Here is a 26335-nt window from a genome sequence, read left to right as displayed (position 1 = left end):
ATTGTTGATCGATATTCATGGCCTTTGATAACGCCGCTTTTAAACGGCACTTCCCCCTGTTTGAGCATGCCGAGAATACCCGTTTGGTGTATCTGGACAATGCCGCCACCACCCAGAGACCCAGCTGTGTCATCGAGGCGCTGACGGACTTTTACAGCCGCTACAATGCCAATACACACCGCTCCAGCCACCGCCTGGCCAGAGCCGCTACGGCCATGGTTGAGCGTGTCAGGCAGGCCACGGCGGAGTTTGTGAATGCCTCCGACAGAGACGAAATTATCTTTACCCGGGGAGCCACTGAAGCGCTTAACCTATTGGCCCAAAGTTTGGCACGCACCCTGGAGCCTGGCGATCAGGTACTGCTGTCTGCGGCCGAACACCATGCCAATCTGGTGCCCTGGCAAATGGCAGCAGAGCAATTTGGGCTGGAGCTCTGCTTTCTGCCCGATCACAACGGCGAGCCGCAGTTAGAGCGATTGCCGGAGTTCTTGAACGGGCGCCTGCGGGTAGTGGCGCTATCGGCGGCTTCTAACGCCCTGGGTTTTCGTATTCCGGTCGAGAGAGTGAAAAACCTGTTGCCAGAGTGCTGTCGTCTGGTCGTGGATGCCAGTCAGATACTGGCTCACCAGCGCGTGGATGTGCAGGCAATGGGTTGTGATTTTCTGGTGGGTTCCGCCCATAAGTTTTATGGACCCACGGGTGTGGGATTGTTGTATGGACGCAGAGAGGCATTAAGCGCATTGCCGCCCTGGCAGGGTGGTGGTGAGATGATTCGTCAGGTGCGTCTGCAAAGCAGCGATTATGCCGAGGCCCCTCATCGGTTTGAGGCGGGGACTTCGGCGTTGGCGGCCATAGCGGGGTTGGGGGCCGCCCTTGAGTTTCTTGAGGGCCAGGACCGCAAGGCGATGGCAACCTATGAGTCTCACCTGAACCGTTACCTGCACACAGAGCTGGAGGCTCTTTGCCTGAAGCGACCGCTACAACTTCTGACCCGTTTCGAAAACAACGTCGGTATTGCGGCACTGGTGCCAAGCCCTCAGTGCAAGCTGGCGGCCAGTGATATCGCCGACTGGCTGGATGAGCACGATATTGCCGTACGGGTGGGACACCATTGCGCCCAACCGCTTATGGAGAGTCTGGGCCAATCGGGTAGTCTCAGAATCTCTTTGGCCGCCTATAACAACCGCGAGGACGTCGATCGATTGCTACAGGCGCTATCAGTCATGCCTCTGGATGAGGATGTGGAATCTGCGGCACCATCGACTGTTGAGGGTTGGGTCGGGGATGATCTCAGCGCTTTGTCCCTGCAGGAGCTTTCATCGCAATCCAGTTGGCAGAAACGCTACAGACAACTGACTCGCTGGGCGACTCAGTTATCGCGCAAACCGGCGATTCGAGTTCCTGAACATCAGGTGCACGGCTGCGAATCCGAAGTCTGGCTGGTACATCGAGTGGAAGCGGATCGCCATCGCTTCGCTATCGATACGGACTCAAGAGTCATTCAAGGGCTTTCCATACTGGTTTTGCTGCTGATCGATAACCGCACTCGCCGGGACATTGAGGCCCTGGATCTGGAGGCCACCTTCGCAGAGTTGGGTCTGGAGAAGTACCTCAGCCCCTCGCGCAGCAATGGCTTCAGGGCGCTGCTGGATCAGGCTCTGGCATTGGTACGGGCTTCGTCCCGGGACTGACAGCGCAGCAAATACTTGTCGATAGCCCGCGATACAGCGACAAAGCCAAAGCTGGCGGTAACCATGGTGGCAGCGCCAAAACCACCGCTGCAATCCAACTTAACCCCATTCTCCAGACCGCTCTTACTCTGGCAGGTGCCGCCCTGTTGGTCGGGGTAGGTCATTTGCTCGGTGGAGTAGACGGCCTCGATTGAGAACACGCGCTTGGGGTTGCGGGAGAAGCCGTGCAGTCGGCGCAAGTTGTTGCGGGTCTTGGCCAATAATGGGTCATTGATGGTCTTGGCCAGATCCCCGCTGACAATCTGCCGGGGGTCAAGTTTTCCCCCGGCGGAGCCCACCGTCACCATCAACTGCTTCTGGCGCTTGCAGTGGGAAATCAGAGCCGCTTTCACATAGGCGGCATCAATTGCATCCACCACCAGATCCAAATCGGAGTGGATCAGCTCCAGCAGGTTGTCCCGATCCAGAAAATCATCGACACAATGGAGTTTGATTTCGGGGTTGATATCCCTCAGCCGTTCCGCCATGACATCGATCTTTTGGCGTCCAATAGTGCTCTGCAGGGCGTGAATCTGGCGATTGGTGTTTGTCAGGCAAATGTCATCCATGTCCACCAGGGTGATTTCACCCACGCCACTACGGGCCAGGGCCTCTGCCACCCAGGTGCCTACCCCTCCAATGCCAATAACCGCAAAATGCGCCCGCTGCAAGTGTTCAAGGGCCGTCATGCCATAGAGCCGGGCAATGCCGCCAAAGCGTTGCAGGGTGTGTTCGGACAGTGGCTTCATAAAGGTGAGACGGGTAGCACAATGGGGGAGCGGATTCTAGCAGACTGTTACAAAAGCTTCATACCAAAGCCGACTTGTTTTTGCTGGCATCGCCTATAGTATAAGAGCTCTCGATTTGCCTCATTGAAGTTGGTACCCAATGACCCGACCCCAAAACGATCCGGCTCCCATCTACCATCGAATTCGCGACCTGTTCAGCAATGGGTTTACCATCGATTGGGTGACTGCGTCATTCATTTCGTCCACTCACTTGATCTGTCTGCTGGCGACGCCTGTCGCCTATTATTATGCCCCTGCGGGCTTTTGGCAGATTATGCTTGGCTGGACCCTGATCCACGCATTGATTGGTTGCCTTTCCACCACTGTCTATTCCCATCGCCTTATCGCCCATGGCGCAGCCAAAACGATCAGTTGGCCTGTACACATTGTGTTTGGGTTTATCGGGCAGGTGCTGGCCATGCAGGGCAGCGTGCGTCGCTGGGCGGCTATGCATGTGGTGCACCATGGCGTCGACCGCAGTGGCAAGCACCATCTGGATCCCTACAGCGCCACCTGGTTCAGCAGTGGCTGGCGCAATTTCCTCTGGTCCCACGTGCTGACCTACTTCTTTCATCACCCCGACACGGAAGCCAAAGACAAGGCCTACGACGCCAAGAACAGCGCCCCGCTGGTATGGCAGGACAAACTTTACCTGCCACTGCTGATTGGTCTGAATTTTCTCTTGCCGATGGTGGTGGGCTACTTGATTACGGGCACGATCACCGGAGCTTTGTGCCTACTGGTGGCGTCGATTGGCGGATTTATCCTGGCACAGCACAATACCTGGACGGTCAACAGCGTGACCCATATGTGGGGATTTACCAAAGGCGCATTCAGCTCCGCCAAGAACAATTACATCTGGATGGGGCCACTGGGTGAGGGCAATCACCACGCTGACCATCACGACTATGGCCGCGATTACCGCAATGGCTTCGGCTGGAGCGGCTGGCTGCTCGACCCCAGCCGTTATGTGATTCTGCTGCTCAATGCCCTGGGGCTGGTAAAGGGGCTGCAACGGGCCAGCAAACGCCAGGAGGCGGAAATAATCGCCCGTCGCAAATTGCTGGAAGCCCGGGTGGAAACCCTGCGCCCCCGTTGGGACAAATGGGAAGCGAAACTGGAGGCTCTCAAGTCGGAATGGCTGGAGGCCACGCAGCACTGGGAGACCTTCAGGGCGCGTAAGATCCAGATTCAATCCATGTCTCTGCCTCAGTTGGAGCTGAAGCGCAGGCTGGAACAACTCAAGGCGGAGATGGAAGTGGCGCGCCGGGCGATGCGGGCGCGCAAGCAAGCGTTTTTTGATGCGATTTACGAAATGCGGGCCATGCAGTACGCCTAGGCTGAGGGCTGTCTATTAGGCTGAGGGCTCTCCATCAGGCTGAAGGCTCTCCATCAGGCTGAGGGCTCTTTATCCCTGTCGGGTTCGGTTTCCATTTCCCAATAGCAGACGGAGCGGTTACGGCCACTGTCTTTGGCGCGATAGAGTGCCCGGTCGGCGTTGCGCAGCAGGTCGTGGCGGCTCATGTTGGGCAGCAGTACCGCCACGCCGATGCTGGCGCTGATGCTGAGCGGGCCTTTTGCGCTACCCAGAGCCAGGGTCTCAATATAGCGACGCAAACGTTCGGCCGTCTGGCGGGCGCTATCCCTGCCGCAATCAGGCATCAGCAGGCAAAATTCCTCGCCGCCAACCCTTGCGGCGAAATCTTCATCTCTGACCCGCTCTCGTAAAACGGCAGCCACCGCTTGCAGAGCCTGATCGCCCACGTCGTGACCGTGCTCATCATTAATGCGTTTAAACAAATCCAAATCTATCAGTGCCAGCCCCAACAGCGGGCCTTGGCTGCCGGGATAACGGAGGCGGTGGCGTTTTACCTCCTGCTCAAAGCGCTGGTCAAAGGCGCGCCGGTTTCCCAGTTCCGTCAAGGGATCTCGAAGGGCGATATCTTCCAACATCTGATTGCGGGAACTGAGACGTTCGGCCCGCTCCATTGAGCGCCGAAAGCGCCGCGACATCTGCCAGGTTTCGATCATCAGAAACACCAGCCAGCCGAGACCATAGGCCAGAAAAGGGGTGGCACGGGCCTGAAAATGGAAATACAGGGTTTCAAACATAAATGAAACCAATACCACCATGCCTGACAGCAGGGAGTAGAGTACCTCGCGTTGACCGCGAAGATAGCCCCGCACCAGCATCAGCGTCAGCGCCAGTGCCAGCAGGGCCACCATTGGGCGATAAAACTCGCCATAGGACTGCACGACAGGGATAGGCGAAGTGAACAGAAGCGTCAACCCGATCAGGCTGAAAAGGACAGCAGCGATGCAAAGCCAGCGAGGAATAATGCGTGGGTAAATGGTTCGAAAGTAGGCGGCCCCTAAAGCCGCACCGCCAAGGAATAACACCCAGCCGAAATAGGTATCGGCGGCAACCGAAAAGCGTGGAAGAAAGTCCTCGAGAACATCGGAATCGTTGATCAGAATGCGAAGTGAAATATCGGTACCCAGCGCCGCCAACAGCAAAAAGCCTCGCCCATAGTCCCGCAGCCCCCAGAACACCAGATTCACCAGGGCAAACATAAAGATCAGGGTGCCGAGTGCCGTGGCAAGGGTCTTTTGTTTTTGGTGTTGCCTCAGGAGTAACTGGTAATCCCCGAGCACTGGCGGGCCATACATGCCACCATTGAGGCTGAAGTTGCTGTATACATCGACTTCCAGCAATACCCTGCCAGAGAGTGGAGGCAGTTGCAGCAGAGGGTGTCGATAGTCGGCTTGTGCAGCCCGACGCTGCCGGTATCCAACATCCAACAAAGGAGTGCGCTGCCCATCGATGGTGATGAAGGCCCGGCGGGCGGCACTCATCCAGGGAAGCTGGAGCGCGGCTCCGGACACCGTCTGGGGAAAGTGCAGTATGAGCCGGTATTGCCCTTCTCCCATACCGGGTAACGGGGTTCTGCGGGTACGCCAAAGCCCGGGCACTGCCATTGGCCCCTGGTAATGTTCCTGATTGTCCTGGGACTGATAGTGCAGCTGCCATTCACCGGCCAGAGATAGCGGTTGGGACTGTGACCAGCAGTTGACCCGCATCTCTCCCTGCTGTGGGCTTGGATTGATACAGGCTGGCTGGCTGCTCGCCGTCTGGCCGACCGAAGCCAGCAGCATTGACAGGCAGACGAACGAAAACACTCTCCTGACTTGAAGAGTGTTAAAGTGGGTGAGGTGTCGGACTAGTGGGAAGGTCAGTGCTCCACTACCTGAATTTCACTGAAACCGATATCTCTCGCCACTCGTGAGGCGGAATCGAGACTGTGAAAACGGCGCGGTTCACCGCGGTTGTCGGTCAGGTGCAGAACATGTCCCCAGAGGTCATGACAGTCCAGGTGCCAACTGTCGTCCTGATTCTCCGCTACCGCCATAACGTCGCTGAGGCGGCCAAGGTCGTAGAGCTTCTGCATATGTGCAAGATCCATATCGATACTCCTGTGGTAAGCCGGAATTAACTTTATTTTTGTGGGTCAGCGCCAGGAGGGCAGCTGCCCTTTGAGTATAGCAACTTACTTAAAATTCACAGGGCTTCGGTGAGGTCGCAGGCTTCGGAAATGGCCAACTCCAGATCTTGTACCAACACAGGTTTGTGTAACAGTTCTATACCGGCATTTTCCGCTTCCCGCAGTCGCTCCGGGGCGGTATCTCCACTGATCAGAATGGCAGGTAGCTCGCCGTAGAGGCCGCGAACAGATTTGATGGAGCGTATGCCGTCATCTTCGCCTCGCAGGCGAAAGTCGGCGAGGATGATATCCGGTCTTTCCCGCCGGGCCTGTTGCATGGCGGTCTCTGTGCTGTCAGCCAACAATGCCTTGCAACCCATACTCTCCAGCAGAGCTCGCATGCCCAGCGCCACTTCAAGTTCGTCATCGATGACCAGTGCACAGAGATTATTCCAACTGAGACTGACTTTGGGGTCTGGCAGTACGGGGTCCGCCTCAACTCTGGTACTGGGCATGGTGAGTGTAAAAGTGGAGCCCCGTTCCGGACTGGATTCCAACTCCAGTGTGATTTTCAGCAGATCAGACAAACGCCTGACAATGGCGAGCCCCAGGCCAAGCCCTTTGGCGTGGTCGCGTTCAGGATTGTTGAGTTGGTAGAACTCCTCGAAGATGTGCTCCTGCTCATCCAGCGGAATCCCCTGACCGGAATCCATGACTTGAAGCCTGACCAGCCCGGACGCGACGGTCACGCTGAAGTCGATGCGCCCTCTGTCGGTGTACTTGATCGCATTCGACAGCAGGTTACGAACAATCCGTTCCATCAACACTTCATCGCTGGCTACGAATACGTCGTCCGGGCAGTGCAACCACACCTTGAGGCTCTTGTTTCTTGCGGCCGGCATAAATTCATCCTGTAACCGTTCCGCCAGCAGGCGTAAATTGAATGGCGCCTCATTGACCTGAATGATGCCGGCATCCAGTTTCGATATATCCAGTAACGAGTCCAATCGTGACGCCAGCGACTGTAATGCCAGATCCATATGTTCAGCAATATCCCGGCTGTGCTCGTCCAGCGGGCGTTTGGCCAGGGCGCCACCAAACAGTGACAATGCATGAATGGGCTGGCGCAGATCGTGGCTTGCGGAGGCCAGGAAGCGGGTCTTGGCCCTGCTCGCGGCTTCCGCTTCCTGCAGTGCCGCTTTGAGTTGGATATTCATCTCGTTCTGGCGGCGCCGAATTGCGAAAGATTCCTTAAACAGCTCGTAGGTATCCTTGGACAGCACCACCATAATGACATTGGACAACAGTGCCATGATCGCCACCGCATAACCAATCCAGCTGCCTTCCTCAAGCCAGGTATAGGCGATCCACAAGCAGATATTGGGGACCAGTGTCGGGATCAGGTAGGCGATCGAAATTGGCAGGAACCCGGCGGTGGTTATCACGCTGATGGTGCCTATGCCCGTCAGGATCATCGTCTGCACTGCACGTTGGAGTTCGTCCAGATAAGGAAAGAAAAGCAGCGACAGCCCGTGGCAGCAGCCATTGACTGCGCTCAGCGCAATGGCCCAGCGCAGTCGCCTGTGCTCAGCAATATGGTTCATCCTCGGCAAATAAATCAGCACGGTGGAGCGAGCGAATAACACCACCGTACAGAGCAGCAGCCAGCCGGCCCAGGCAAGAACGGGCACATGTTCGGCCGAAAACCCGGCGATAACCCCAAGGGAAATCAAAACCGGTATCGGCCCCATCCAGCCCTGGCGCGCCAATAGGTGCAACAGCTCGGATTCGATACTGGCAGAAGGTGAAAGAGAGTGCTTCAAGGAAACCATCGTGTTACGTCCATGTAATTCCCACGCTCACTGTGGGTTCACGCCCGATTGTCGTTAAGGGGCTTCAAGCCTTGAGGCCCTGTGGCTAGAGTCCCTGAAGTATAATCCCCTGGGGCTCTGAAATCGAATTGGCGGTTGTGAATCCGGGAGCAGAGTTGAGCAATCAATCAGGAGGGAGTGCTAACTGTCTGATTCTTAAGCAAACTTTGCAATCCCAGGGCTGACGGGGGCGAGCGCTTGTTATCCACAGGATATCAGTGTGGGGATCCAGGGAATCTGTGAATGACTTTAAATAAGGTCATGTGCGGCAAGTGGTGACCAGCACCACGAATTTGCGGTTGGAGCCCTGCACGCGACAATTGCCAAACAGTTTCTTGAGTTTGGTGTGGTAGTTGAGGTGGCGATTGCCAATTACCCACAACTGCCCGCCCGGTTTCAATACCCGCCGAGCATCCTGAAACATCTGCCAGGCAATGTGGTCACCCACCACGTTGCCCTGGTGAAACGGCGGATTGTTGAGAACCAGATCTGCACTGGCGGTGGCTACTCCCTCCAGGCAGTTGTTGGCCAGGAACTGGCAATCATTCAGCGCATCAGGGCCCAGCGCGTTTTGCAGATTTTCTCTGGCACTGGCCAGCGCCATGTAGGATTCGTCAAAAAAACCAACCCGCGATTCCGGCTGCCGGGCCTTTGCCATCAGACCGAGGAGGCCATTACCGCAACCGAGATCGATAATGTCATCGGCACCGGGGAGCGCGTTCATATGCTCCAGCATCAGGCGGGTGCCTATATCGAGGTTTGCACGGGAGAAGACATTGGCGTGATTGCCGATTCGATAACCGGAATTTTCCAGCGTGTAATAACTGGGGTAGGGAGATTGATGCTGCCATTGCTGTGGTTGGGGCTGGCAAAAAATCAGCCGGGCTTTCTTTTTGGCCAAGGAAGTTCGGGTGGGTCCAATAATCGACTCAAACAGCTTGAGTGTACTGGTATGGATATTTTTGGTCATGCCGGCAGCGACAACACAGGTATTTTCAGTAATTCGCGGCCGCAATCGGTAGAGCTGATCCTCCAGCAGCGCCAGAGTTTTGGGTACTTTGATCACCACCAGTGCCAGAGTTTGCTCCGGTGTCGTCAGGCTATCGATACAGACAACGTTATCGCCGCTCATGCCGTTGTGGGCCAGATTCTCCTGGCAAGCCCGATGCGCGAGCCAGGAATCACCCTGATTAACCGGGTGCAGGTGGTGTAAAGCCAGGCTCAGAGCGCCAAAGGCGTCATTGCAGATCAAGGATCTGTTGTTGGCGACATCCAAATCCTGATTGTCGTGCAGCCAATGCAGCAGGTACTCATCGGCAGCATCCCAGGCACGCAGCGGTGCCTGCCCACCCTTTTTCCGGGGTGGGTAGCGATGCAAAGAGAAGCCGCCGAAGGGGGTATCGAACAGGTTGGTGTCCGCCGACATCAGTGCGAATCGACCTCTGGGTCCTGGACCGGAATCTCTCTGACCTGCACCGCATCAACACCGGAACCGGCAATAATGTCAGAAATCACCACAACCTGGTCACCCGGCACAAAATCGGACCTTTCCACCAGAATCCGGAAGGCGTTCAGCAGTGTTTTTTCGGGGTCCTGGGAAAATTCCATACGGAATGGGTAAACGCTGCGGTTGAGCAACAGTTGCCGACGGGTACGGGCGTCATTGGTAAAGGCGTATACCGGCGTGTGGTGGGGCTGGCAATTGGTCACCAAATTGGCCATAAAGCCCCGTCGTGTTATCACAACAATACCCTTCACCCGCAGCGATTCGGCAAGGCTGACCGTTGCGTGCGCCAAGTGCTGTTTTTCGTCATTTTTGTGCAGGTTGCGGGCAAACTGCAGACCCGGTTCCCGCTCTGAAGCGTCCGCGATCTTGTCGAGGATTTCCACGCATTTGACGGGATACTTACCGATGGTGGTTTCGCCGGAAAGCATGACCGCGTCAGCGCCTTCGTAGATGGCGTTGGCCACATCGGTGACCTCTGCGCGGGTGGGGATCGGATTGTCGATCATGGACTCAAGCAAATGAGTGGCAACAATGACCCGCTTGCCTCGCTCTACGCACAGGCGCACCATGCGCCGTTGCTCGTTGGGCAGGAGCTCGACGCTGATTTCAACTCCGAGATCTCCTCGCGCCACCATCACACCGTCGGCGGCGTCGATAATCTCTTCGAGATTACCCAGACCTTCCTGATCCTCAATTTTGGCAATAATCTTGATCTTGTTGGCTTTGTCACCCAAAAGCTGGCGCAGCTCTTCAATGTCTTCGGCGCGGCGAACAAAAGACAGGGCGATAAAATCCAGTTCCTGTTCCATGGCAAACAAAACATCACGACGGTCTTTTTCGGTTATCGCCGGCAGATTGACGCGGATGCCTGGAAGGTTTACATGGCGTTTGCTCTTCAATACCCCACCATCGATCACTTTACAGCGCAGTTGCCGCTCATGCTTCTCCAGAACTTCCAGATTGATCAAACCGTTATCCACAGTGATCATGTCGCCATCGCTGACACTGTCCACCAGGTCGTCATAGTTAATGTGGATAGACGTCTCTTCCACATTTTCAGCACCGCGCACGGCGATGGTCACCTCAGAGCCTTCGTGCAGGTCAAGCTCCCTGGCCACATCGCCGGTGCGAATCTCCGGCCCCTGGGTGTCGAGCAGAATGGGAATAGGGTGCTTGACCCGCTTGTTGAGAGTGCGGATAGAGCGAATCACCTTGGCGTGTGACTCATGGTCGCCGTGGGACATGTTCAGTCGCACCACATTCATGCCGGCGTGATAGAGTTTTTCCAGCATTTCCAGCGATTCAGTGGCAGGGCCGATGGTACAGATGATTTTGGTTTTGCGCATGGGTATCTCGATTCGGTGTTGGCGGAGGGGAAGGAGTCAGAGCTCCATGGAGAGTTCCTGCAGCGAGGTATTCAAATTGGCGGGCAATTGCATGGCTCGTATCAAGCGGTCCACCGCTTTCGGTGGGTGGAAGTCCGGTGCGCCCATCACTTCACAGATCAGATTGGCCTGAAACAGGATATGGGCATAGGTGTCGACCTTGCGGCCGGGTTGCAAATTGACCTGTTGCTTCAAGGCATTGCAAATTTCGTCAGGCAAGTCCCAATTGCGGGCAATCTGATAACTCAGGGGAGCGGAAATCTTCTGCAATACAGGTACAAATGCCTGGTAGCCGGGAGTATCGCGCCCAATCTTGAGTTTGAACTCGCGGCACAGTTCGCTGAAGGCGGTAATCTTGCCGATATCGTGGGTCAGGCCCAGCAGATACGCCTTGTAAGGTTCGGCGCCGCGTGTGGCGGCAATGGTTTCACAGGTGACCGCACATTGCAGCGAGTGCTGCCAAAGTTGCTCGCCGAACTGGTTAAAGTAGGGTGAATCCTTTTGAATCACCGGTTGCATGACCGCCGCTGACAGCACCGAACGCAATCCCTCGATTCCCAGTTTGACCACAGCGGTTTCAATGGACGTAATGCGGCGGTTGGCGGGGTTAAAGTAGACCGTGTTGGCCAGCTTTAATACCGCAGCGCTCATGGCAGGATCTTTGTTGATAATGGCCACATAATCGCTGGCGGAGGAGTCCGGATCCCGCAGGCTGCGCATCAGCCGCGGTATCACTGAGGGCAGACGGGGCACGATCAGGTCCCGTGACTCAGCCGCGCCCAGCTTCTGACGCACGGCCTCCTGGGCCTGCTTCTGGGTGGTGGTCAGCGGGTCGCTCAGTGACGAACTGGCAAACAGTGCGCGGTAGAAACCGTCCTCAATGGAGCGTATGCCCATTGTGTAGGGTTCGGCAATTTCAAACGTTCGCTCCAGCGCCAAGGGTTTGGCGCCGGTCGATTGGGGGGTATCCGGGCTTTTGCCGAACAGTTTGCGAAAGAGTTTGGCGACGGCCATAAATCGGGAACCTCAATGTCGAAAAATCTGCCATCCTTCCTGTCTGCAGCTTCAGATGACTGCGCGGTCCGAGCCCGCTTGGGTAATCCTAGCGATAGCACCAGGAAAATCAATCGCTTATTGCAGGCATCAGCTATTGCTACCAAATACCCGAGTTATGGACTAAGGTTTTTACAGAGTTAGCAGCGGAGCGTGGCGTCGGCCACTCTCGTAGGATCAGGGAATGAACTTGCAAACGATTCAGGCTTCCATGGAAACGGGAATCAACAGGCGCCACGCGACGCTGTGGCTATTGACGTTTTTTTGTTTGCTGCCCACTTTCCTCAATACATTGGGTGTGGATTTTGGCTCCAGTAGCCAGTCCTTGGCTCATGCGCCGAATTCAGGTGTGGTCTGGGGAAAAAGTGATCAGGATTCCCAGTTCTATGCTCTCTCCGGAGCGATGCACCACGCACTGCTGGAATGGACGGCGATCAGCCTGGCGGTGGTGACAGCGGCTGTTTCATTTTTACACTACCGGGTACGCAGGGATATCACCGTGCCTGTTATCGGTGTGGCGCTGCTTTGCGCGGGGGGCGTCGATGCCTTTCATGCACTGGCGGCCACTCGCATCATTGAGGCCAATGCGCCCAGCACCGATGTTATTCCTTTTACCTGGGCCGTTTCCCGCCTGTTTAACGCATCGATCATGATCGCGGCTGTTTTTGTCAGTATATGGCTGTCCCGTCCGCTTCAGTCGCCCCGCCACTATGGTATGACCACTCTGATGGCCGTGTCAGCCTCTTTTGTCGCAGTAGCTCTCATCGTTGCACAAGCTGCCGCGGCCCGTCTGCAATTGCCGCAAACCCAGTTTCCTGAGGCGTTGATCAGTCGGCCATTCGATGTGTTGCCTTTGGCACTGTTGCTGTTGGGGGCGACCGTATATTGGGTCTGGTTTCGTCGAGACAATAGCATTGCCCGTTATGGGCTGTTGTTGAGTTTCATACCCGCGGTGTCGACCCAGTTGCATATGGCGATTGGATCCAGCGCGTTGTTCGACAACCATTTTAATATTGCCCACGCCCTGAAGAGTCTCGCCTACGCTACGGTTCTGCTCGGATTTTTGATGGATTTGGTGAGTGGTGCAAAAGCAGCGCACCATCGGTCACCAGATGAGAGCAGTGAAAGGGCAGGTAATCCACGGGAAACAGTTGAGGGGGAACTTGACATCGGCAATGCTCGTCGTCCACTTGGATTGCAAATGCCGCTCGCTGCATTTCTGCTGGTGCTGATTGTGGCACTGCTGGTCAGCTTCAGCTTTTACTTTGAGAGTGAGCGCCTGGTGCACAAAAAAGGGCTGGAGCTACTGAAACTTGAGGCGAAATTGGTACAGCCGCTACTGGCACAGCTGTACCAGCAATCCGCCAGCGATGTGACTTTTCTGGCGGGAACCCCACCGATTAATGCGATTGCGCGTGCCACCCTGGAAGGGCGAGAAAAGGATGCAAAAGTATGGGCTGGCCGCTTACAGACAATTTTTCAGCAACGGCTCTCCAGTAATCCAACCTACACGCAAATCCGCTATATCGGTATCGCTGACAAGGGTATGGAACTGGTGAATGTGGTCCGCAATTTCAGTGGTATTCAAGTGATTCCTTCATCGCGCCTGCAATCCAAAGGTGATACCGAGTACTTTCTGGATGCCACAAAGAAAATGCCGGGCGAGGTTTACTTCTCTGCCATCGAACTCAGTCGCGAACACGGGAGGGTAGTTGTTCCTCATCAGCCGGTATTGCGAGTGGCGACGCCGATCTACAGCGATCAAACGGGTCAGCTTTTTGGACTTGTTATTCTTAATATGGACTTCAATCGCTTTTTGTCCCAATACGTTGAGCCCAATATGGAGGGCTTTACATACTACCTGGCGAATTTCCGCGGCGATTACCTTGTACACCCTCAGGCAGACAAGCGTTTCGGGTTTGATCTTGGGCGACGTCATTTGATGCAGGAAGAGTTTCCGGATCTGCAGGCGGCGGTAGAGGCGAGCGTGCATGCCAGAGGGTTTAGTCATCTGGCAACGGAATCAGCCGAAGGCCGAGCTTCATACTTCCAACGTCTTGACCTGAGTCACTACGGAAGTGAGTATCCACTGCTGTTACTGATTCAACACCGCGGTGATGGTGTCACGGCGGAACTCGCAGCCTTTCGTAACCGCAGCTTGGTACTGGGCGTGGCACTGGCGCTCGTTGCCTTGGCTCTGGCAGTGTTGGCTTCGCGACGCCTGGTGCAACCGATGGTACAGATGTCACACGCCGTACAGACCTACGAAAGCAGTGGTCGATTGGAACATTTACCGATTGAATCCCAGGATGAGATCGGAGTGCTGGCCAGGAGTTTTCACAATTTACTGATTCGCATCCAGTCGTCACTGAATACACAAAAGCAACTGGCGCTGGAGTCTCAGGAAAGCAGTCAACATTTGCAGGCAATTGTTAATTCCGCTGCGGACGCCATTATCACCATCAATGATCATGGCGTAATTCTGAGTTTTAATCGCGCGGCGGAGACAATGTTTGGTTACCATTTGGATGAGATTCTTGGCCAGAAAATCAATGGTCTGATGCCTGCGGAACATGGCGAGCAACACGACGGTTACATCAGCCGATACTTAAATACAGGTCGTAGCGGCATCATTGGAGTCGGCAGGGAACTGGTTGCCAGGAAAAAGGATGGCACGGAATTTCCGATTCATTTGGCTATATCTGAAGTGTCCACTGCCGAAGGGCGTGTGTTTACTGGTTTGATCCACGACATCAGCGCACAAAAATCCGCTGAGCAGGCACTGATCGAAAGCAAGGAAGCAGCGGAAAGCGCGGCACGTTACAAGTCTGAGTTTTTAGCCAGCATGAGCCATGAAATACGGACGCCAATGAATGGCGTGTTGGGCATGTTGGGATTGCTGATGCGGGGTGATTTGAATAAAGAACAGTATCACCAAGCGTCCCTGGCTCGATCCAGCGCTGAATCGTTGTTGACCATCATCAATGATATTCTGGATTTCTCTAAAGTCGAAGCAGGCAAACTGGATCTGGAAGTTATCGATTTTAACCTAACGCATCAACTGGGTGAGTTCGCCGAGGCGATCAGTCACAAGGCGCAGGAAAAAGGACTGGAGTTGATACTCGATGTGACTGCTGTCGATCAAACCATGGTCCGAGGTGATCCGGGGAGGTTACGCCAGATACTGACTAATCTTGTGGGTAACGCCATTAAATTTACGGAACGCGGTGAAGTAACGATTCGGGTGTCGCTGCATGCCAAACAAAGAACAGGGCATGAGGGCAAACTGAGTTTGTGCTGCGAAGTGGAGGATACCGGCATTGGAATACCGGCAGAGGCGATTGATACATTGTTTGATTCTTTCACTCAAGTGGATGCCTCCACCACCAGAAAGTTTGGTGGCACCGGACTGGGGCTGGCGATTACCCGACAGTTATGCCAGCTGATGAACGGCAAGATCGGGGTTGAAAGTGAGGTAGGCAGGGGCAGTCGATTTTTCTTTACGGTGGAGCTGGAAGCCAGCGCCCAGACACAGTCACTGCTACCCGCCGTGAGTATTGAAGACATACCTATGCTGGTCGTAGATGATAACGCGACCAACCGAGAGGTGCTGACGACTCAGTTGCAATCCTGGGGTGCCAGAGTTACACAGGCGCGGGACGGCAAAGAGGCTTTGAGCATCATGAAGGCGCAGCTGGGTAGCAAAGACGAGCCTTTGTTTCATGTGATCTTAATGGATATGCAAATGCCCGGGATGGATGGGCTCGAAGTCGGTGCAGTCATTCGTGCGGATCACCGTTTTGACGACTGCAAATTGGTCATGATGACCTCCATGGCCAGGCGAGGAGATGCCCGTCGCCTGGCAGAACAGGGGTTTAATGCCTATTTTCCTAAACCTGCCACAACTTCTGATCTCTTTGACGCATTGGCGGTGGTCATCAACGGCGGGGAAGTAATGGAGCAGGCACAACCACTGGTTACTCGCCACTACCTCAGTGGTCTGCGGCATCATCAGCCGCAGCGACGGGCTATTAAACCCTGGCAGGGATGCCCGAGGCTGTTGTTGGTGGAGGACAACCCCATTAACCAGACTGTTGCACTGGGTATCCTTGAGGAGTTCGACCTCAGCTGCGATGTGGCCGGAAACGGCACCGAAGCACTGGATGCCCTAAAACAGGCTCGTCAATTGGCACCCTATGATCTTGTATTGATGGATTGTCAGATGCCCGACATGGATGGCTACGAAGCCACCCGTCGAATCAGACGAGGGGAAGCGGGTGAAAGCTATTGTTCAGTGCCGATTATTGCCATGACGGCGAATGCGATGAAGGGAGACAGGGAACGCTGCCTGGCGTGCGGGATGAGTGATTACCTTGCCAAACCCGTCGATGCCGATGAATTGGAACTCAAGTTGATGCAGTGGCTCAGTGATGGCCTCAATGAGAATGAGCCAGAAACTGTCAGATCCGAGGTCATCAAATTGGTGTGGGATCGCGATGCCGTCTTTAAGCGTGTGCGAGGCAAAGAAGAGCGGCTGCGGCATCTGGTGTCTATGTTTGTCGATGATATCCCTGCGCGCATGGTGCAGCTGCAGGCAAAAATGGCCGAGCGCAATTATGGAGAAATTTCAAAGCTGGCTCATGGTATTAAAGGTGTTGCTGCCAACCTGGGTGCCGATGCCTTTACTGAAGTTATTTCCGCGGTGGAAATCTCCGGTCGCAAGTGCAGTGCCGACCAGCTCGATACGCTGACCTTTCAACTGCGCAAACAATACTGTGAGCTGGAAACCGAGTTGCGGGATTACCTGGCGCAGACTTCCGCCTAAACCAGGCCGACCACCTGCGCCAGCTTTACTCCACTGAGCATCAGCACAATCGCAATAACCAGCCCACCGAGCAGGTTGCTTCGCCAGGTGTTGCAGTATTGCCCCAATAAATCCCTGCGGTTCATAACCACTAGTAAAAAGACGGCCACCAAGGGGAGTAAAAACCCATTACTGGCCTGGGCGAACATGATGGCAGCAATAGGGCGCGCTCCCAGCGCAGCCACGACTGCGCCCGCCGTCAAAACCGCGATCCATATCGCTTTAAAGCGTCGTTCCGTCATATCCACGGGCCATCCTAAAGCACCGCATACGGCGTAGGCTGCGGCCAGAGGTGAAGTGACCGCACTGGTGAGCCCTGCAGCAAAAAGCCCACTGGCAAAGAACCAACCTGCATAGTCACCCAATAGCGGTTGCAACTGAATTGACAGGCTTGAGGCAGAAAAGGCAACGCCGGTACCGAAAAACGCAGCGGCAGCAGTAGATACAATCGCCAGAGTGATCAGACCGCCGAGAGAAATGGCAAACCTTGTATCCTGGCGGGATTCTTTCAGTGCCGTCTCCAGAGGGACATTCTCGGACCACTTTTGTCGCACCGAGCTGGCGTGAAGAAACAGGTTGTAGGGCACCACCGTCGTGCCTATCAGAGCCATAATCGTCAAAGCGGAACCGTCGGGGAGGCTGGGGCGCAATAAACCACTGAAGAGGTCGCCCAGATCCGGTTTTACCAGCATCATGGTGACAACAAAGACAACGCTCATCACCGCCACAAGGGCAACCAGCGCACTCTCCACTACCTGATAGCGACCGGACGCCAGCAGCGAACCGGCAATCAACGCCACCACCACAGCCCATATGCCGCGCGGGATATCGGTCACGCCCTGCAGGGCCAGTGAAGCACCGGAAATATTCCCTGATTCGTAGGCAGCGTTGCCAAAGCCGATGGCGGCCACCACCAGGATGATCGACAGGCGACTGAAAAACGGATTGCGGAAGCTGGTGCGTAAGGCTTCGGCCAGGCCTTGCCCGCTGACCAGCCCCAGGCGGGCTGACATCTCTTGCAAAACCAGTGTCGCCATCACCGCAAACAATAACGCCCACAGCAGGGCGAAGCCAAAATTGGCGCCGGCGCTGCTGGCAGTGGTCACGGTGCCAGGGCCAATAAAGGCGGCCATCACCAGTAAACCCGGTCCCATTTTTTTCATGACGAATTCCTGTTATTCAATCAGCTCTGCTGGCACAGCGTTGGGGGCAATCTAACAGGCTCTCGGTGCATTGACTAGGTGTTGTACCAGTGACGAAGGGCTTCGCGTTGCAGGAAAACGCGTTGTGTGGGTTGGGGACACCATTGCTGCCAGGCGCGGCAGGCTCGTATCAGAAACTCCATCATCACGATATGTTGACGCAGTACACGGCGTAAACGGTGTGGAATGATCGGATTAAACAACCCGCTGACCGACGCCAATTGACGGGGATTTTTCTTTACCCAGCGCCAGGACCCCATTTCCAGAGTCAGCGGCAGAAAGACGGTGTCTCTTTGCAGCGATTCCAGATAGAGATAATCCCAAAGATCACCGTGGGTAGTGTACTGAAGCGATTGGGGTTCGAACAGGTAGTGTAAATGGGGGTAGGTCTGATTGAGCAGGCGTTTGAGGGCAAACACTTCACTCAGATGGTCAATTGGCCGACGGCTGTAGGCAAAGGGAAACCAAATGCGATCATCAAATCCAAATCCCGAATGGCAATCCAGCAGTATACTGAACGGGGCCGGCAGCAGCTCGCGTCGGACAAAGTCGCAAACGGCTTGGCTTTCGATTTCCATTGGGGCTCCCTCGGGGCCCCGATACCAGGGTATCCTCGGATGGAGCCGGTGGCCGCCGACCAAAAAGGCAGGTCGGCTTTCGGCATCCAGCGGCGCGTTGCGCATAAGGTCAACATGGTTGCCATTGCTGCGGGTGCTATTGAGGCTGCCAACCGGATTGGCCACCGGAATAAACAGCAATCGCAGCTGTTCCAATCCGCTGATTAAGGACTGGTCCCACTCGAGTCGTTGTATCAGTGTGTCCAGAAAGGCCAGCACCACCTCACTGCCAATTCGCTCCAGGCCGTGAATGCCGGCGATAAACGCGAGGCAAGGAACATCACTTGAGTCACTGCCAAGGGAGAGCGCGTAAATGGGGTAAGTGCTGCTCTGGTAGTCAACACTGGCAATTCGGTGCACGCGCACGTGCGGGGAGCTGTGTTCCTCAAGTATATTGAGTTGCCGGAAAAAAATTGAGTTGTTGATTGGCCCTTCTCCGGGTTGTCGAGCGTTACGCTTGAACTGTTTTCTCTGAACTTCTATCTCAGAACTATAGCAAAAGGTTGTGGTCGACAGACCGGGAGGCTGTGGTTGTCACGATTAATTCACATAGTGGCAGTTTAGTCGTCTTCCTCCGCCAAAAGTTCGAGCGTTTCATTGAAGCTTTCAAGAAACTCCAGCCACAGCGGGTGTTCACCGGGCAGCGGCTTGCCCTCCGTCAATAACGCCAGTGCTGCTGATTCAACGGCGGCGGAGCTGTCCTGCAAACGTTCCAGTGCCAGATTACCGGATACACCCTTGACGATATGCGCCAGCGATTTCACTTCTTCCAAATGTTGCGCGCCCTGGGCTTCCAGCAATTGTTGTCGCCGGGCGGGCATATCTTTCAGAAACAATTGGGTCAGATGCTGCAGTCGTTCCGGTTTGCCATTGACACGTTTCAGCGCCAGTTCGCGATTCCACAGTGGTTTCTGGCTATCGGTTTTCTCCTTTGATTTCGCTTGTTCATTAGCGCTGCGAAGCTGTTCTTCTCTGCGCCCGGGACCAATCAGCCATCGATGCAGGCAGGTGTAGAGTTCTTCAGTGTCAATGGGTTTGCTGAGATAATCATTCATGCCCGAGGCCAGGCACTTTTCCCGATCCCCCTTCATGGCGTTGGCCGTCATCGCCACGATGGGGACTTTCAAGTAGCGTTCGCCGCTCGCACCGGCTCGGATCTGACGGCTCGCTTCGTAGCCATCCATCTCCGGCATCTGGCAATCCATAAAAATCAATGTAAAAGGATTGGCCGTGGAAGAGCCGTGTAACGCTTGTATGGCTTCCAGGCCATTGGTGGCGAGGTCAATCTGCAGACCGAGATCGGCCAGCATCATGGTTGCCACTTCCTGATTAACAGGGTTGTCTTCCACCAACAACAGGCGGCAGTGCTCCGGCCAATGGATGGTGCGGTTGATCTCGGTGTCGTCAGGATGATCGAGGCTGACCAGAAAATCGTGGGTAACCAGCGGGTGGGCACTGTGCATCACTTTGCCGTCTTCCATGACAACGGCCAGCGCATCGTGCAGATCGCGGGTTGTGGTAGGTTTTGTGCAGTAAGCGCTGAACCCCAGTTCAGCCAGGTGCTCGGCATCGTGACGTTTGGCCATGGAGGTCATCATGATCAGGCGCACCGAGTGAGTGTGGGGGTCGGCTTTGAGTTTTTCACCCAATTGCTCCCCGTCCATACCGGGCATTTGCATATCCAGTATGGCGATATCCACAGGCGGGCTTTCCCGGCGTAGGCAAAACTCCAACGCCTCTTTGCCACTGGCGGCTTCAAAAACCCGCGCCCGAAACTGTTGCAGTTGAGCCCGCAAAATTTCCCGGTTGGTGGCATTGTCATCGACAATGAGCACCCGCAGGCCCTCCAGACTGATGTCCGGGACGCTCAAGTGATGTTGAGGGCATCGCCGCAGAGGTAGATGCACACTGAAGCGGCTGCCCTCACCGTCACCACTGCTCACATTGACATCGCCCCCCATCATTTGACACAGCTTTTTAGTAATAGCCAGGCCCAATCCGGTACCACCGTAGCGGCGAGTGGTAGAGGCATCCACCTGGGTGAAAGACTCAAACAGCGAGGCCTGTTTTTCCTTGGGAATACCAATGCCGGTATCGGTGACGCTGGCGACCAGGTGGCTGCAATCATCCTCGTGTCTGAGTGTGGCCCTAATAACAATCTCACCCTGTTCGGTGAACTTGAGCGAATTGCTGACGAGATTGGTGAAAATCTGCCGGATCCTGCCAGGATCGCCTGTCACCCAGGGCTCGGTAATATCGGTCACATCCAGTACCAGCTCCAGGCCTTTCTGATGCGCCTTGAACGCCATGGCCTCCGCGAATTCCTCCAGACTGTGGCTGAGGTCAAAATCGATGTATTCCATATCCATTTTGCCAGCATCGATTTTGGAAAAGTCCAGAATGTCATTAATCAAAAACAGCAGTGAACGAGCGCTGGATTGTGCAATTTCCAACTGTCGGCTTTGTTCGCCATCGAGTTCAGTTCGCTGCAACAAATTCAGCATGCCGATCACACCGTTCATAGGGGTGCGAATTTCGTGGCTCATCATGGCCAAGAATTCACTTTTGGCCAGAGCGGCACTTTCAGCGGCTTCTTTCGCTGCAATCAGGGCCTCCTCTGCCACCCGACGTTGTTCATTGGAGTAGATGCCGCCGATCATTGTGGCGACAGCACCGGCAAAGTTGCCTTCTGCCGAACTCCAATCGCGTTGCGGGCCAATGTGCTCGAAACACACCATGCCAACAACACCCTCGCCACCGACGATTATCGCATCCAGCATGGATGTGATGCCAAAGGGATCGAGGTAGGTCTCTCTAAATTCGCGGGTATCCGGATCGGTGCGCGCGTCGTCAGCCGTTATCAGTGACTGTCGCAACAGGGCGTCGAAATAGCTTGGGTAATCAGCACGCAGTAGCCGTTCTCCACTGGAGTGGAGATTGGTGCGGGCATCATACAGATCCAAGCAGTGAATGCTGAGTGTGTCCTCGGCAAACAGCCAGATGCTGGCGCGAGTGACTTGCAGTGCATAGGACATCTGCTCAGTCAGGTAGCTTTGCGCTTCCTGCAGCTTGCCCGCCATGATTTTGGGGTGAATCGTCAGCTCCGCCAGTACCTGGTTGTAGCGCAGGGCATTTTGATGGGCGATCTGGTTACGCTTGCGTTCAGTGATGTCGGTCTCAATACCCATAAAACCCTGCAAGCGACCCTCTTCATCGTGCAGCGGGTTACAGCTGACCGCGATCCAGTAACTCTCGCCGTTCTTACGGTAATTGAGGATCTCCACATCGAAGGGCTGCTTCTGAGCCAGGGCATTCCGTATTTCGCTGACCGTCGCCGGGTCAGTCTCTTCCCCCTGTAAAACGGAGCCCGGCGAACGCCCCTTCATTTCTTCCAGGGAATACCCGGTGATTCGGGTAAACCCGTCATTGATCCATTCCACCTCTCCTGCGGCGTTGGTAATGATGGCTCCGTTACTGGTCTGGCTGGCGATTTTTGACAGATTGGTGATTTCCGCCTCGGCTTGCTTACGCTTGTCGATATCCAGTATCGTGCCAACCATTCGCCGGGCCGTACCATCGGGGCGATGCTCCACGACCTTGCCGGTCAATAGAACCCACTGCCAATGGCCTTTGGCATGCCTCACCCGTATTTCCGCCTCAAAGCGATCTGTTTTACCTTGCCAGTGGTGATCTAGTCGCTTCCTGGCGCGTTTGCGATCACGGGGATGCAAAAACTTGAGCTGTTGGCCGTCGGGGAGTTCTTCCAGTTCAAGGCGTTGGTAGCCGAGTGTTTCTGCGGCACGCTGATCAAAGGAAATGCTGTTGCGAACCAGATTCCAGTCCCAGATTCCCACGCCTGTACTTTCAATAATCAACTGCAGTTGTCGCTTGCTCTCCGCCAGTGCGTTCTCCGCCAGCTTCTGTTCGGAGATATCCTGGGCAATGCCCAGATACCCGGTGATCTGTTGATTGCTGTCTCGTGTAACGGTCACCGAGAGGGTTACCGGTATGCGGCGCCCTCCCTTGGCGATATAGGTCCACTCGCGAGTTTCCGCGCTGTCTCGTTCGGCGATGGCCGTAAAAACAGAAAAGCCGCTGATGGGTCGTTGCAGTTCGCGGCTCAGTTCGCGGCTTCTCTGTTCTATTTCGTCGGCGCAGTGAATCACAGCGGGCGTAAGACGCCCGATCATCTCGTCAGCCCGATAACCCAGCATTTGTTCAGAACCGCTGTTAAAACTTGTGATCAAGCCATCGCAGTCAGTGGCGATGATTGAAAACCCGGTGGCGGCTCTCAGCAGGCTTTCAATGTATTGGCTGGAGGCTGCGAGATTTTCCTCATGGCGTCTTCTCGCAGTCACCATTTGGTTGAATGCGTGGGCGAGATGCCCCAATTCGTTGTGGCTGTCGACGACGACGGGTTTCATCGGCACGCCCTTGGCAGCGTCACTGGCAGCGCGTGACAGCCGGATCAGGGGGGCGGTGATTCGGTTGGCCAGTATCTGAATCAGGACTACCGCAACCAGGGAAGTCAACAGTAGCAACAGGGCGGTAATCGTGGCGATATCCCGGGCGGGGGCCAATGCATCGCGTGTGGCGGTTTCACTGACGAGAATCCAGGGAATGTCCAAAATATCCAGCTGCCGATGGGCGCCGATAACGTTCAGCCCGTTATCGTTTTTGTAAAAGCCAACATTGGCTTGAATTCCCCGCTCGGTGGCTGGCTCCTGGTGCCACCGGTCCAAATCAACCCTAACTCTTAGCGCAGTGTCCGGTTCGCTGCTGAGGTGGCTGCGCAGTAGTCCATCTGTACCGACCAAATAGCGCTCTTGCTGACTGTATTGGCTGGCGCGCACTACGTCCATGATCTGATCGAGCTTCACCTGCATCGCCATTACCCCGGACACTGCGCCCTTGTTGTCGCGGATTGGAGCGGTCATGAAGCCAGCAATGATGTTATTGGAAGGGGCGTAATGTTCCAAATCGGAGAATACCAGGGTTTCCTTTGCCAGCGTCTTTTTTAGGGCACCGGCAAAGCGAGAATCAGCGTAGGGCCCTGTAATCAGGTTGGTGCCGAGATCGCTCTCTTCGGTCACCGTCAGTAGGATGTTGCCCTTGCGATCAATCAGGAACAGGTCGTAGCTGCTGGGGTATCGTTCCATGATTTCCTGCAGAACCTGCTGAAAAGGTTCCACGGTATGGCGCCAGCGTGTGCTGCCGATGTATTTATCCAGTGTGAGCCCGCTTTCGGCGAAGTCGCTGTTCAGTGTTTCAATGGTGGCGGTGCTCCAGCGGGAACGGGCCAGTGTGTCCAGCTCGCGCCCTCGCGAATCGAACCACTCGTTGAGAAAATGCCCGGCCATGCTGGAAGATTGTACCAGTTCCTGGGCCACCTGCTGTTTGAGGCTGCGTGCAGCTTGCTGATAGCTGAAAACAGAGACGAGCGAAACAGGTACCAGGGCCAATACCAGCATTAGCAACGTCAGGCTGCGTTTGATCGATTGGTTGGGAGTCACGTTTCTGACCATTTCTTTATAGTAGCCAAGGATTCCTGTGCTTTCGAGCCTGTGCACCCGCCTGGTGCTTGCAGGCTAGTCAGCGCACCTCGTAAACACATTCTCCTTCCCAACACTCACCGCAGGGCTCGAAGTCATAGGCCTGTTAAGTCTGGCATGCTATATGCTTGTGAAGATTGGAAAAAGGACATATTGAAAGTACGGCTACAACGGCGTAGCTCGGGACTTTCGGCAAAGGCGCCCTCGATTCGCAAATATTTGCGGGTTGTGGGCGCCTTTTTTGTTTGTGGAACATCGAATTCAAAGAGAAGCGTAGGGGAGCGGAATGTTGGCACACAGGTTGGAGTCTGAGATGGCGGTTCGTCAATACGAGCCGGCTGTCACAGAAAACATTCTGGTGATTGGAAGCGGACCGGCAGGCATGCGATTTGTGGATGAATTGCTGCGCCGCCGCTCGACGGCACGGGTACATTTGTTTAGCAATGAACCTTTCCAGCCCTATAACCGCGTACTCTTGAGCAGTTTGCTGTCAGGAGACCGAACTCCGGAACAAATTGAGCTGCCTTTCCCTGATCTCAGTGATTACCCGAATTTCACTTACAGTACAGCGACCATCTGTGACATCGACACTGGGGGACAAACCGTAGGGGATTCACTCGGTCGACGCTTTGCCTACGACAAGCTGGTGATTGCCACTGGGGCCAGGGCCCACGTACCGAGTATTGACGGCGTGCAGCGTCAGGGGGTTTATACATTCCGAAATATGAAAGATGCCCACGCGTTGTACTCCCGCGTTGCCCGTGCCCGTCACTTGGTGATTGTTGGCGGCGGCGTTTTGGGATTGGAAGCTGCGCGCGGTTTGTCGCGGCTAAGTACCCGGGTGACGGTTATCCAGCAGGGCGAACGGTTAATGAACCGCCAGCTGGACGATCCCGCAGCTGCTTTGTTGATGCAAAAGGTTCGAGCTTTGGGCATAGAGGTCATTACCAACTCTGGTGTCAGGGAGGTGCTGGGCAATGGCCGCGTGACCGCCATTCGAACCCGCGATGGGCAGGTATTGGCCTGCGACACAGTACTCCTTTGTGCCGGCATACGCCCCAATATGGAGCTGGCCCGGTCGGCGCGTCTAAAAGTGGCTACCGGCATACTGGTTAACGACTCACTGCAAACATCAGATCCACACGTTTATGCCATTGGAGAATGCTGTGAACACCGGGGCAAAACCTACGGGCTGGTCAGTCCCGGTCTGGAGCAGGCCGCTGTCGCTGCGGAAGCGGTGGCGGGTGGTAATGCCTGCTACCAGGGATCTACCACGGTAAGTCGACTCAAAGTGATCGGAGAAGACGTTGTCAGTATCGGTGATGTCAATGATCTTCCCCAGCGACCTGCGCAGCGGGAAATAACGTTCCGGCATCGCCGGCAGCAGAAGTACCGAAAGCTGGTATTGCATAAGGGCCGATTGATCGGCGCGGTGGGTTTTGGTCCCTGGGCGGAATTTCGCCGCATTGAGGAATCCTACAAAAGTGGACGACGGATTTGGCCCTGGCAGTGGCTGATGTTCTGGGTACTGGGGCGGTTATGGCTGTTGCAGGGTGCAGGTGACGTTTCTCGATGGCCGCTCTCTTCCATCATCTGTCAGTGTAACCAGATCACGCTGCAGGATCTAAAGAAGGCCCAGGCCGATGGATGCAGCAGCGTCGATGCCCTCGGGGAGGCCACTCGCGCGGGTACGGTGTGCGGTTCCTGCCGGCCAATGCTATCGCAGATATTGGGCACCAGATTGGAGAGGGCGCGAGCATGGCCTTTTCTGTTGGCCGGCAGTTTTATGGCGGTCGTAGCAGCACTGATCATGATGTTTCTCCCCGCAGCTCAGGTTTCGGAAAGCGTGCAAGCTGTGGGTTGGTTCGAGCGGATCTGGAATGACAAAGACTGGAAACAGGTCAGCGGATTTTCTTTGCTCGGACTGGTCCTTATTGGGCTTTTAATGTCCTTGCGCAAGCGACTTGGGTGGACCTGGATGGGAGCGTTCTTTGGCTGGCGTCTCCTGCACGTAGCTCTCGGTACCGTCAGCGCTGGTCTGCTGATGTTGCATACCGGTTTTCACTTGGGAGAAAACCTCAATCGTCTGTTGATGACGAGCTTTCTGGTTGTGCTGGTCTTTGGGGGGCTCGCGGGAGGGGTGGCCGGTCTCGCTCACAAACTGGCGCCAGCGCAAGCTGCGGGAATTCAAAAGGGTTGGAACTATCTGCATATTCTCGTGGCCTGGCCCCTGCCGGTGTTGCTGATCGCTCACATTATCACTGTTTATTATTTCTAATTTATG

The 26335-nt window shown here is 55.2% G+C and carries 14 protein-coding genes; 4 read left to right on the top strand and 10 right to left on the bottom strand.

The window, feature by feature from the left end; all coding sequences use genetic code 11:
- Nucleotides 1–17: 17 nt before the first annotated feature.
- The gene (locus tag HBA55_RS31975) at nucleotides 18–1691 is read left to right on the top strand and encodes an aminotransferase class V-fold PLP-dependent enzyme (RefSeq protein WP_166999815.1); all 1674 of its coding nucleotides are present in this window, start codon (nucleotides 18–20) and stop codon (nucleotides 1689–1691) included.
- Here the strand turns inward: HBA55_RS31975 and tcdA are convergent.
- The gene (gene tcdA / locus HBA55_RS31970) at nucleotides 1652–2479 is read right to left on the bottom strand and encodes a tRNA cyclic N6-threonylcarbamoyladenosine(37) synthase TcdA (RefSeq protein ID WP_166999814.1); all 828 of its coding nucleotides are present in this window, start codon (nucleotides 2477–2479) and stop codon (nucleotides 1652–1654) included. The genes HBA55_RS31975 and tcdA overlap by 40 nt on opposite strands.
- A gap of 139 nt (nucleotides 2480–2618) precedes the next feature.
- On the opposite strand from tcdA, the gene HBA55_RS31965 reads away from it, so the two are divergent.
- A complete protein-coding gene (locus HBA55_RS31965) occupies nucleotides 2619–3857 on the top strand; it encodes a hypothetical protein (RefSeq protein ID WP_166999813.1) in 1239 nt (412 codons plus the stop codon).
- Nucleotides 3858–3910: 53 nt separating this feature from the next.
- Here HBA55_RS31965 and HBA55_RS38105 read toward each other — a convergent pair whose 3' ends face one another.
- The 6 genes from HBA55_RS38105 to HBA55_RS31935 all read right to left on the bottom strand — a co-directional run bounded on the left by HBA55_RS38105 (nucleotide 3911) and on the right by HBA55_RS31935 (nucleotide 11777).
- A complete protein-coding gene (locus HBA55_RS38105; protein WP_166999812.1) occupies nucleotides 3911–5698 on the bottom strand; it encodes a diguanylate cyclase in 1788 nt (595 codons plus the stop codon).
- A 53-nt stretch (nucleotides 5699–5751) separates the two neighbouring features.
- On the bottom strand, nucleotides 5752–5982 hold the full coding sequence (locus HBA55_RS31955) for a hypothetical protein (protein WP_166999811.1): 231 nt from the start codon (nucleotides 5980–5982) through the stop codon (nucleotides 5752–5754).
- A gap of 95 nt (nucleotides 5983–6077) precedes the next feature.
- On the bottom strand, nucleotides 6078–7832 hold the full coding sequence (locus HBA55_RS31950) for an ATP-binding response regulator (protein WP_166999810.1): 1755 nt from the start codon (nucleotides 7830–7832) through the stop codon (nucleotides 6078–6080).
- A gap of 298 nt (nucleotides 7833–8130) precedes the next feature.
- Nucleotides 8131–9297 carry a methyltransferase gene (locus HBA55_RS31945; protein WP_166999809.1) on the bottom strand — a complete coding sequence of 389 codons (1167 nt, stop codon included), beginning with the start codon at nucleotides 9295–9297 and terminating at the stop codon, nucleotides 8131–8133.
- A complete protein-coding gene (gene pyk / locus HBA55_RS31940) occupies nucleotides 9297–10724 on the bottom strand; it encodes a pyruvate kinase (protein WP_166999808.1) in 1428 nt (475 codons plus the stop codon). The genes HBA55_RS31945 and pyk overlap by 1 nt, the downstream gene beginning before the upstream one ends.
- A gap of 36 nt (nucleotides 10725–10760) precedes the next feature.
- A complete protein-coding gene (locus HBA55_RS31935; RefSeq protein WP_240946407.1) occupies nucleotides 10761–11777 on the bottom strand; it encodes an HDOD domain-containing protein in 1017 nt (338 codons plus the stop codon).
- Nucleotides 11778–12000: 223 nt separating this feature from the next.
- On the opposite strand from HBA55_RS31935, the gene HBA55_RS31930 reads away from it, so the two are divergent.
- Nucleotides 12001–16641 (top strand): response regulator, encoded by a 4641-nt coding sequence (locus tag HBA55_RS31930; RefSeq protein WP_166999807.1) that lies wholly within the window; start codon nucleotides 12001–12003, stop codon nucleotides 16639–16641.
- Here the strand turns inward: HBA55_RS31930 and HBA55_RS31925 are convergent.
- From HBA55_RS31925 to HBA55_RS31915, 3 genes are all read right to left on the bottom strand, one after another.
- Entirely contained in the window at nucleotides 16638–17843 is a 1206-nt protein-coding gene (locus HBA55_RS31925) for an Nramp family divalent metal transporter (RefSeq protein WP_166999806.1), read from the bottom strand. The genes HBA55_RS31930 and HBA55_RS31925 overlap by 4 nt on opposite strands.
- Before the next feature lie 74 nt (nucleotides 17844–17917).
- Nucleotides 17918–18865, bottom strand: a complete 948-nt coding sequence (locus HBA55_RS31920; RefSeq protein ID WP_206020078.1) for a M14 family zinc carboxypeptidase — start codon at nucleotides 18863–18865, stop codon at nucleotides 17918–17920.
- A 194-nt stretch (nucleotides 18866–19059) separates the two neighbouring features.
- Complete coding sequence (locus HBA55_RS31915) at nucleotides 19060–24012, bottom strand: PAS domain S-box protein (RefSeq protein WP_166999805.1); 4953 nt, start codon at nucleotides 24010–24012, stop codon at nucleotides 19060–19062.
- Between the two features lie 325 nt (nucleotides 24013–24337).
- Between HBA55_RS31915 and HBA55_RS31910 the strand changes: the two genes are divergently transcribed.
- Nucleotides 24338–26329 (top strand): FAD-dependent oxidoreductase, encoded by a 1992-nt coding sequence (locus tag HBA55_RS31910; protein ID WP_166999804.1) that lies wholly within the window; start codon nucleotides 24338–24340, stop codon nucleotides 26327–26329.
- The last annotated feature ends 6 nt before the right edge of the window (nucleotides 26330–26335 follow it).

The sequence above is a fragment of the Pseudomaricurvus alkylphenolicus genome, assembly GCF_011683955.1.
GTDB classification, from domain to species: Bacteria; Pseudomonadota; Gammaproteobacteria; order Pseudomonadales; family Cellvibrionaceae; genus Pseudomaricurvus; species Pseudomaricurvus alkylphenolicus.
The sequence above is the reverse complement of the archived record's forward strand: the minus strand, read 5'-3'. Positions and strand labels throughout refer to the sequence as shown.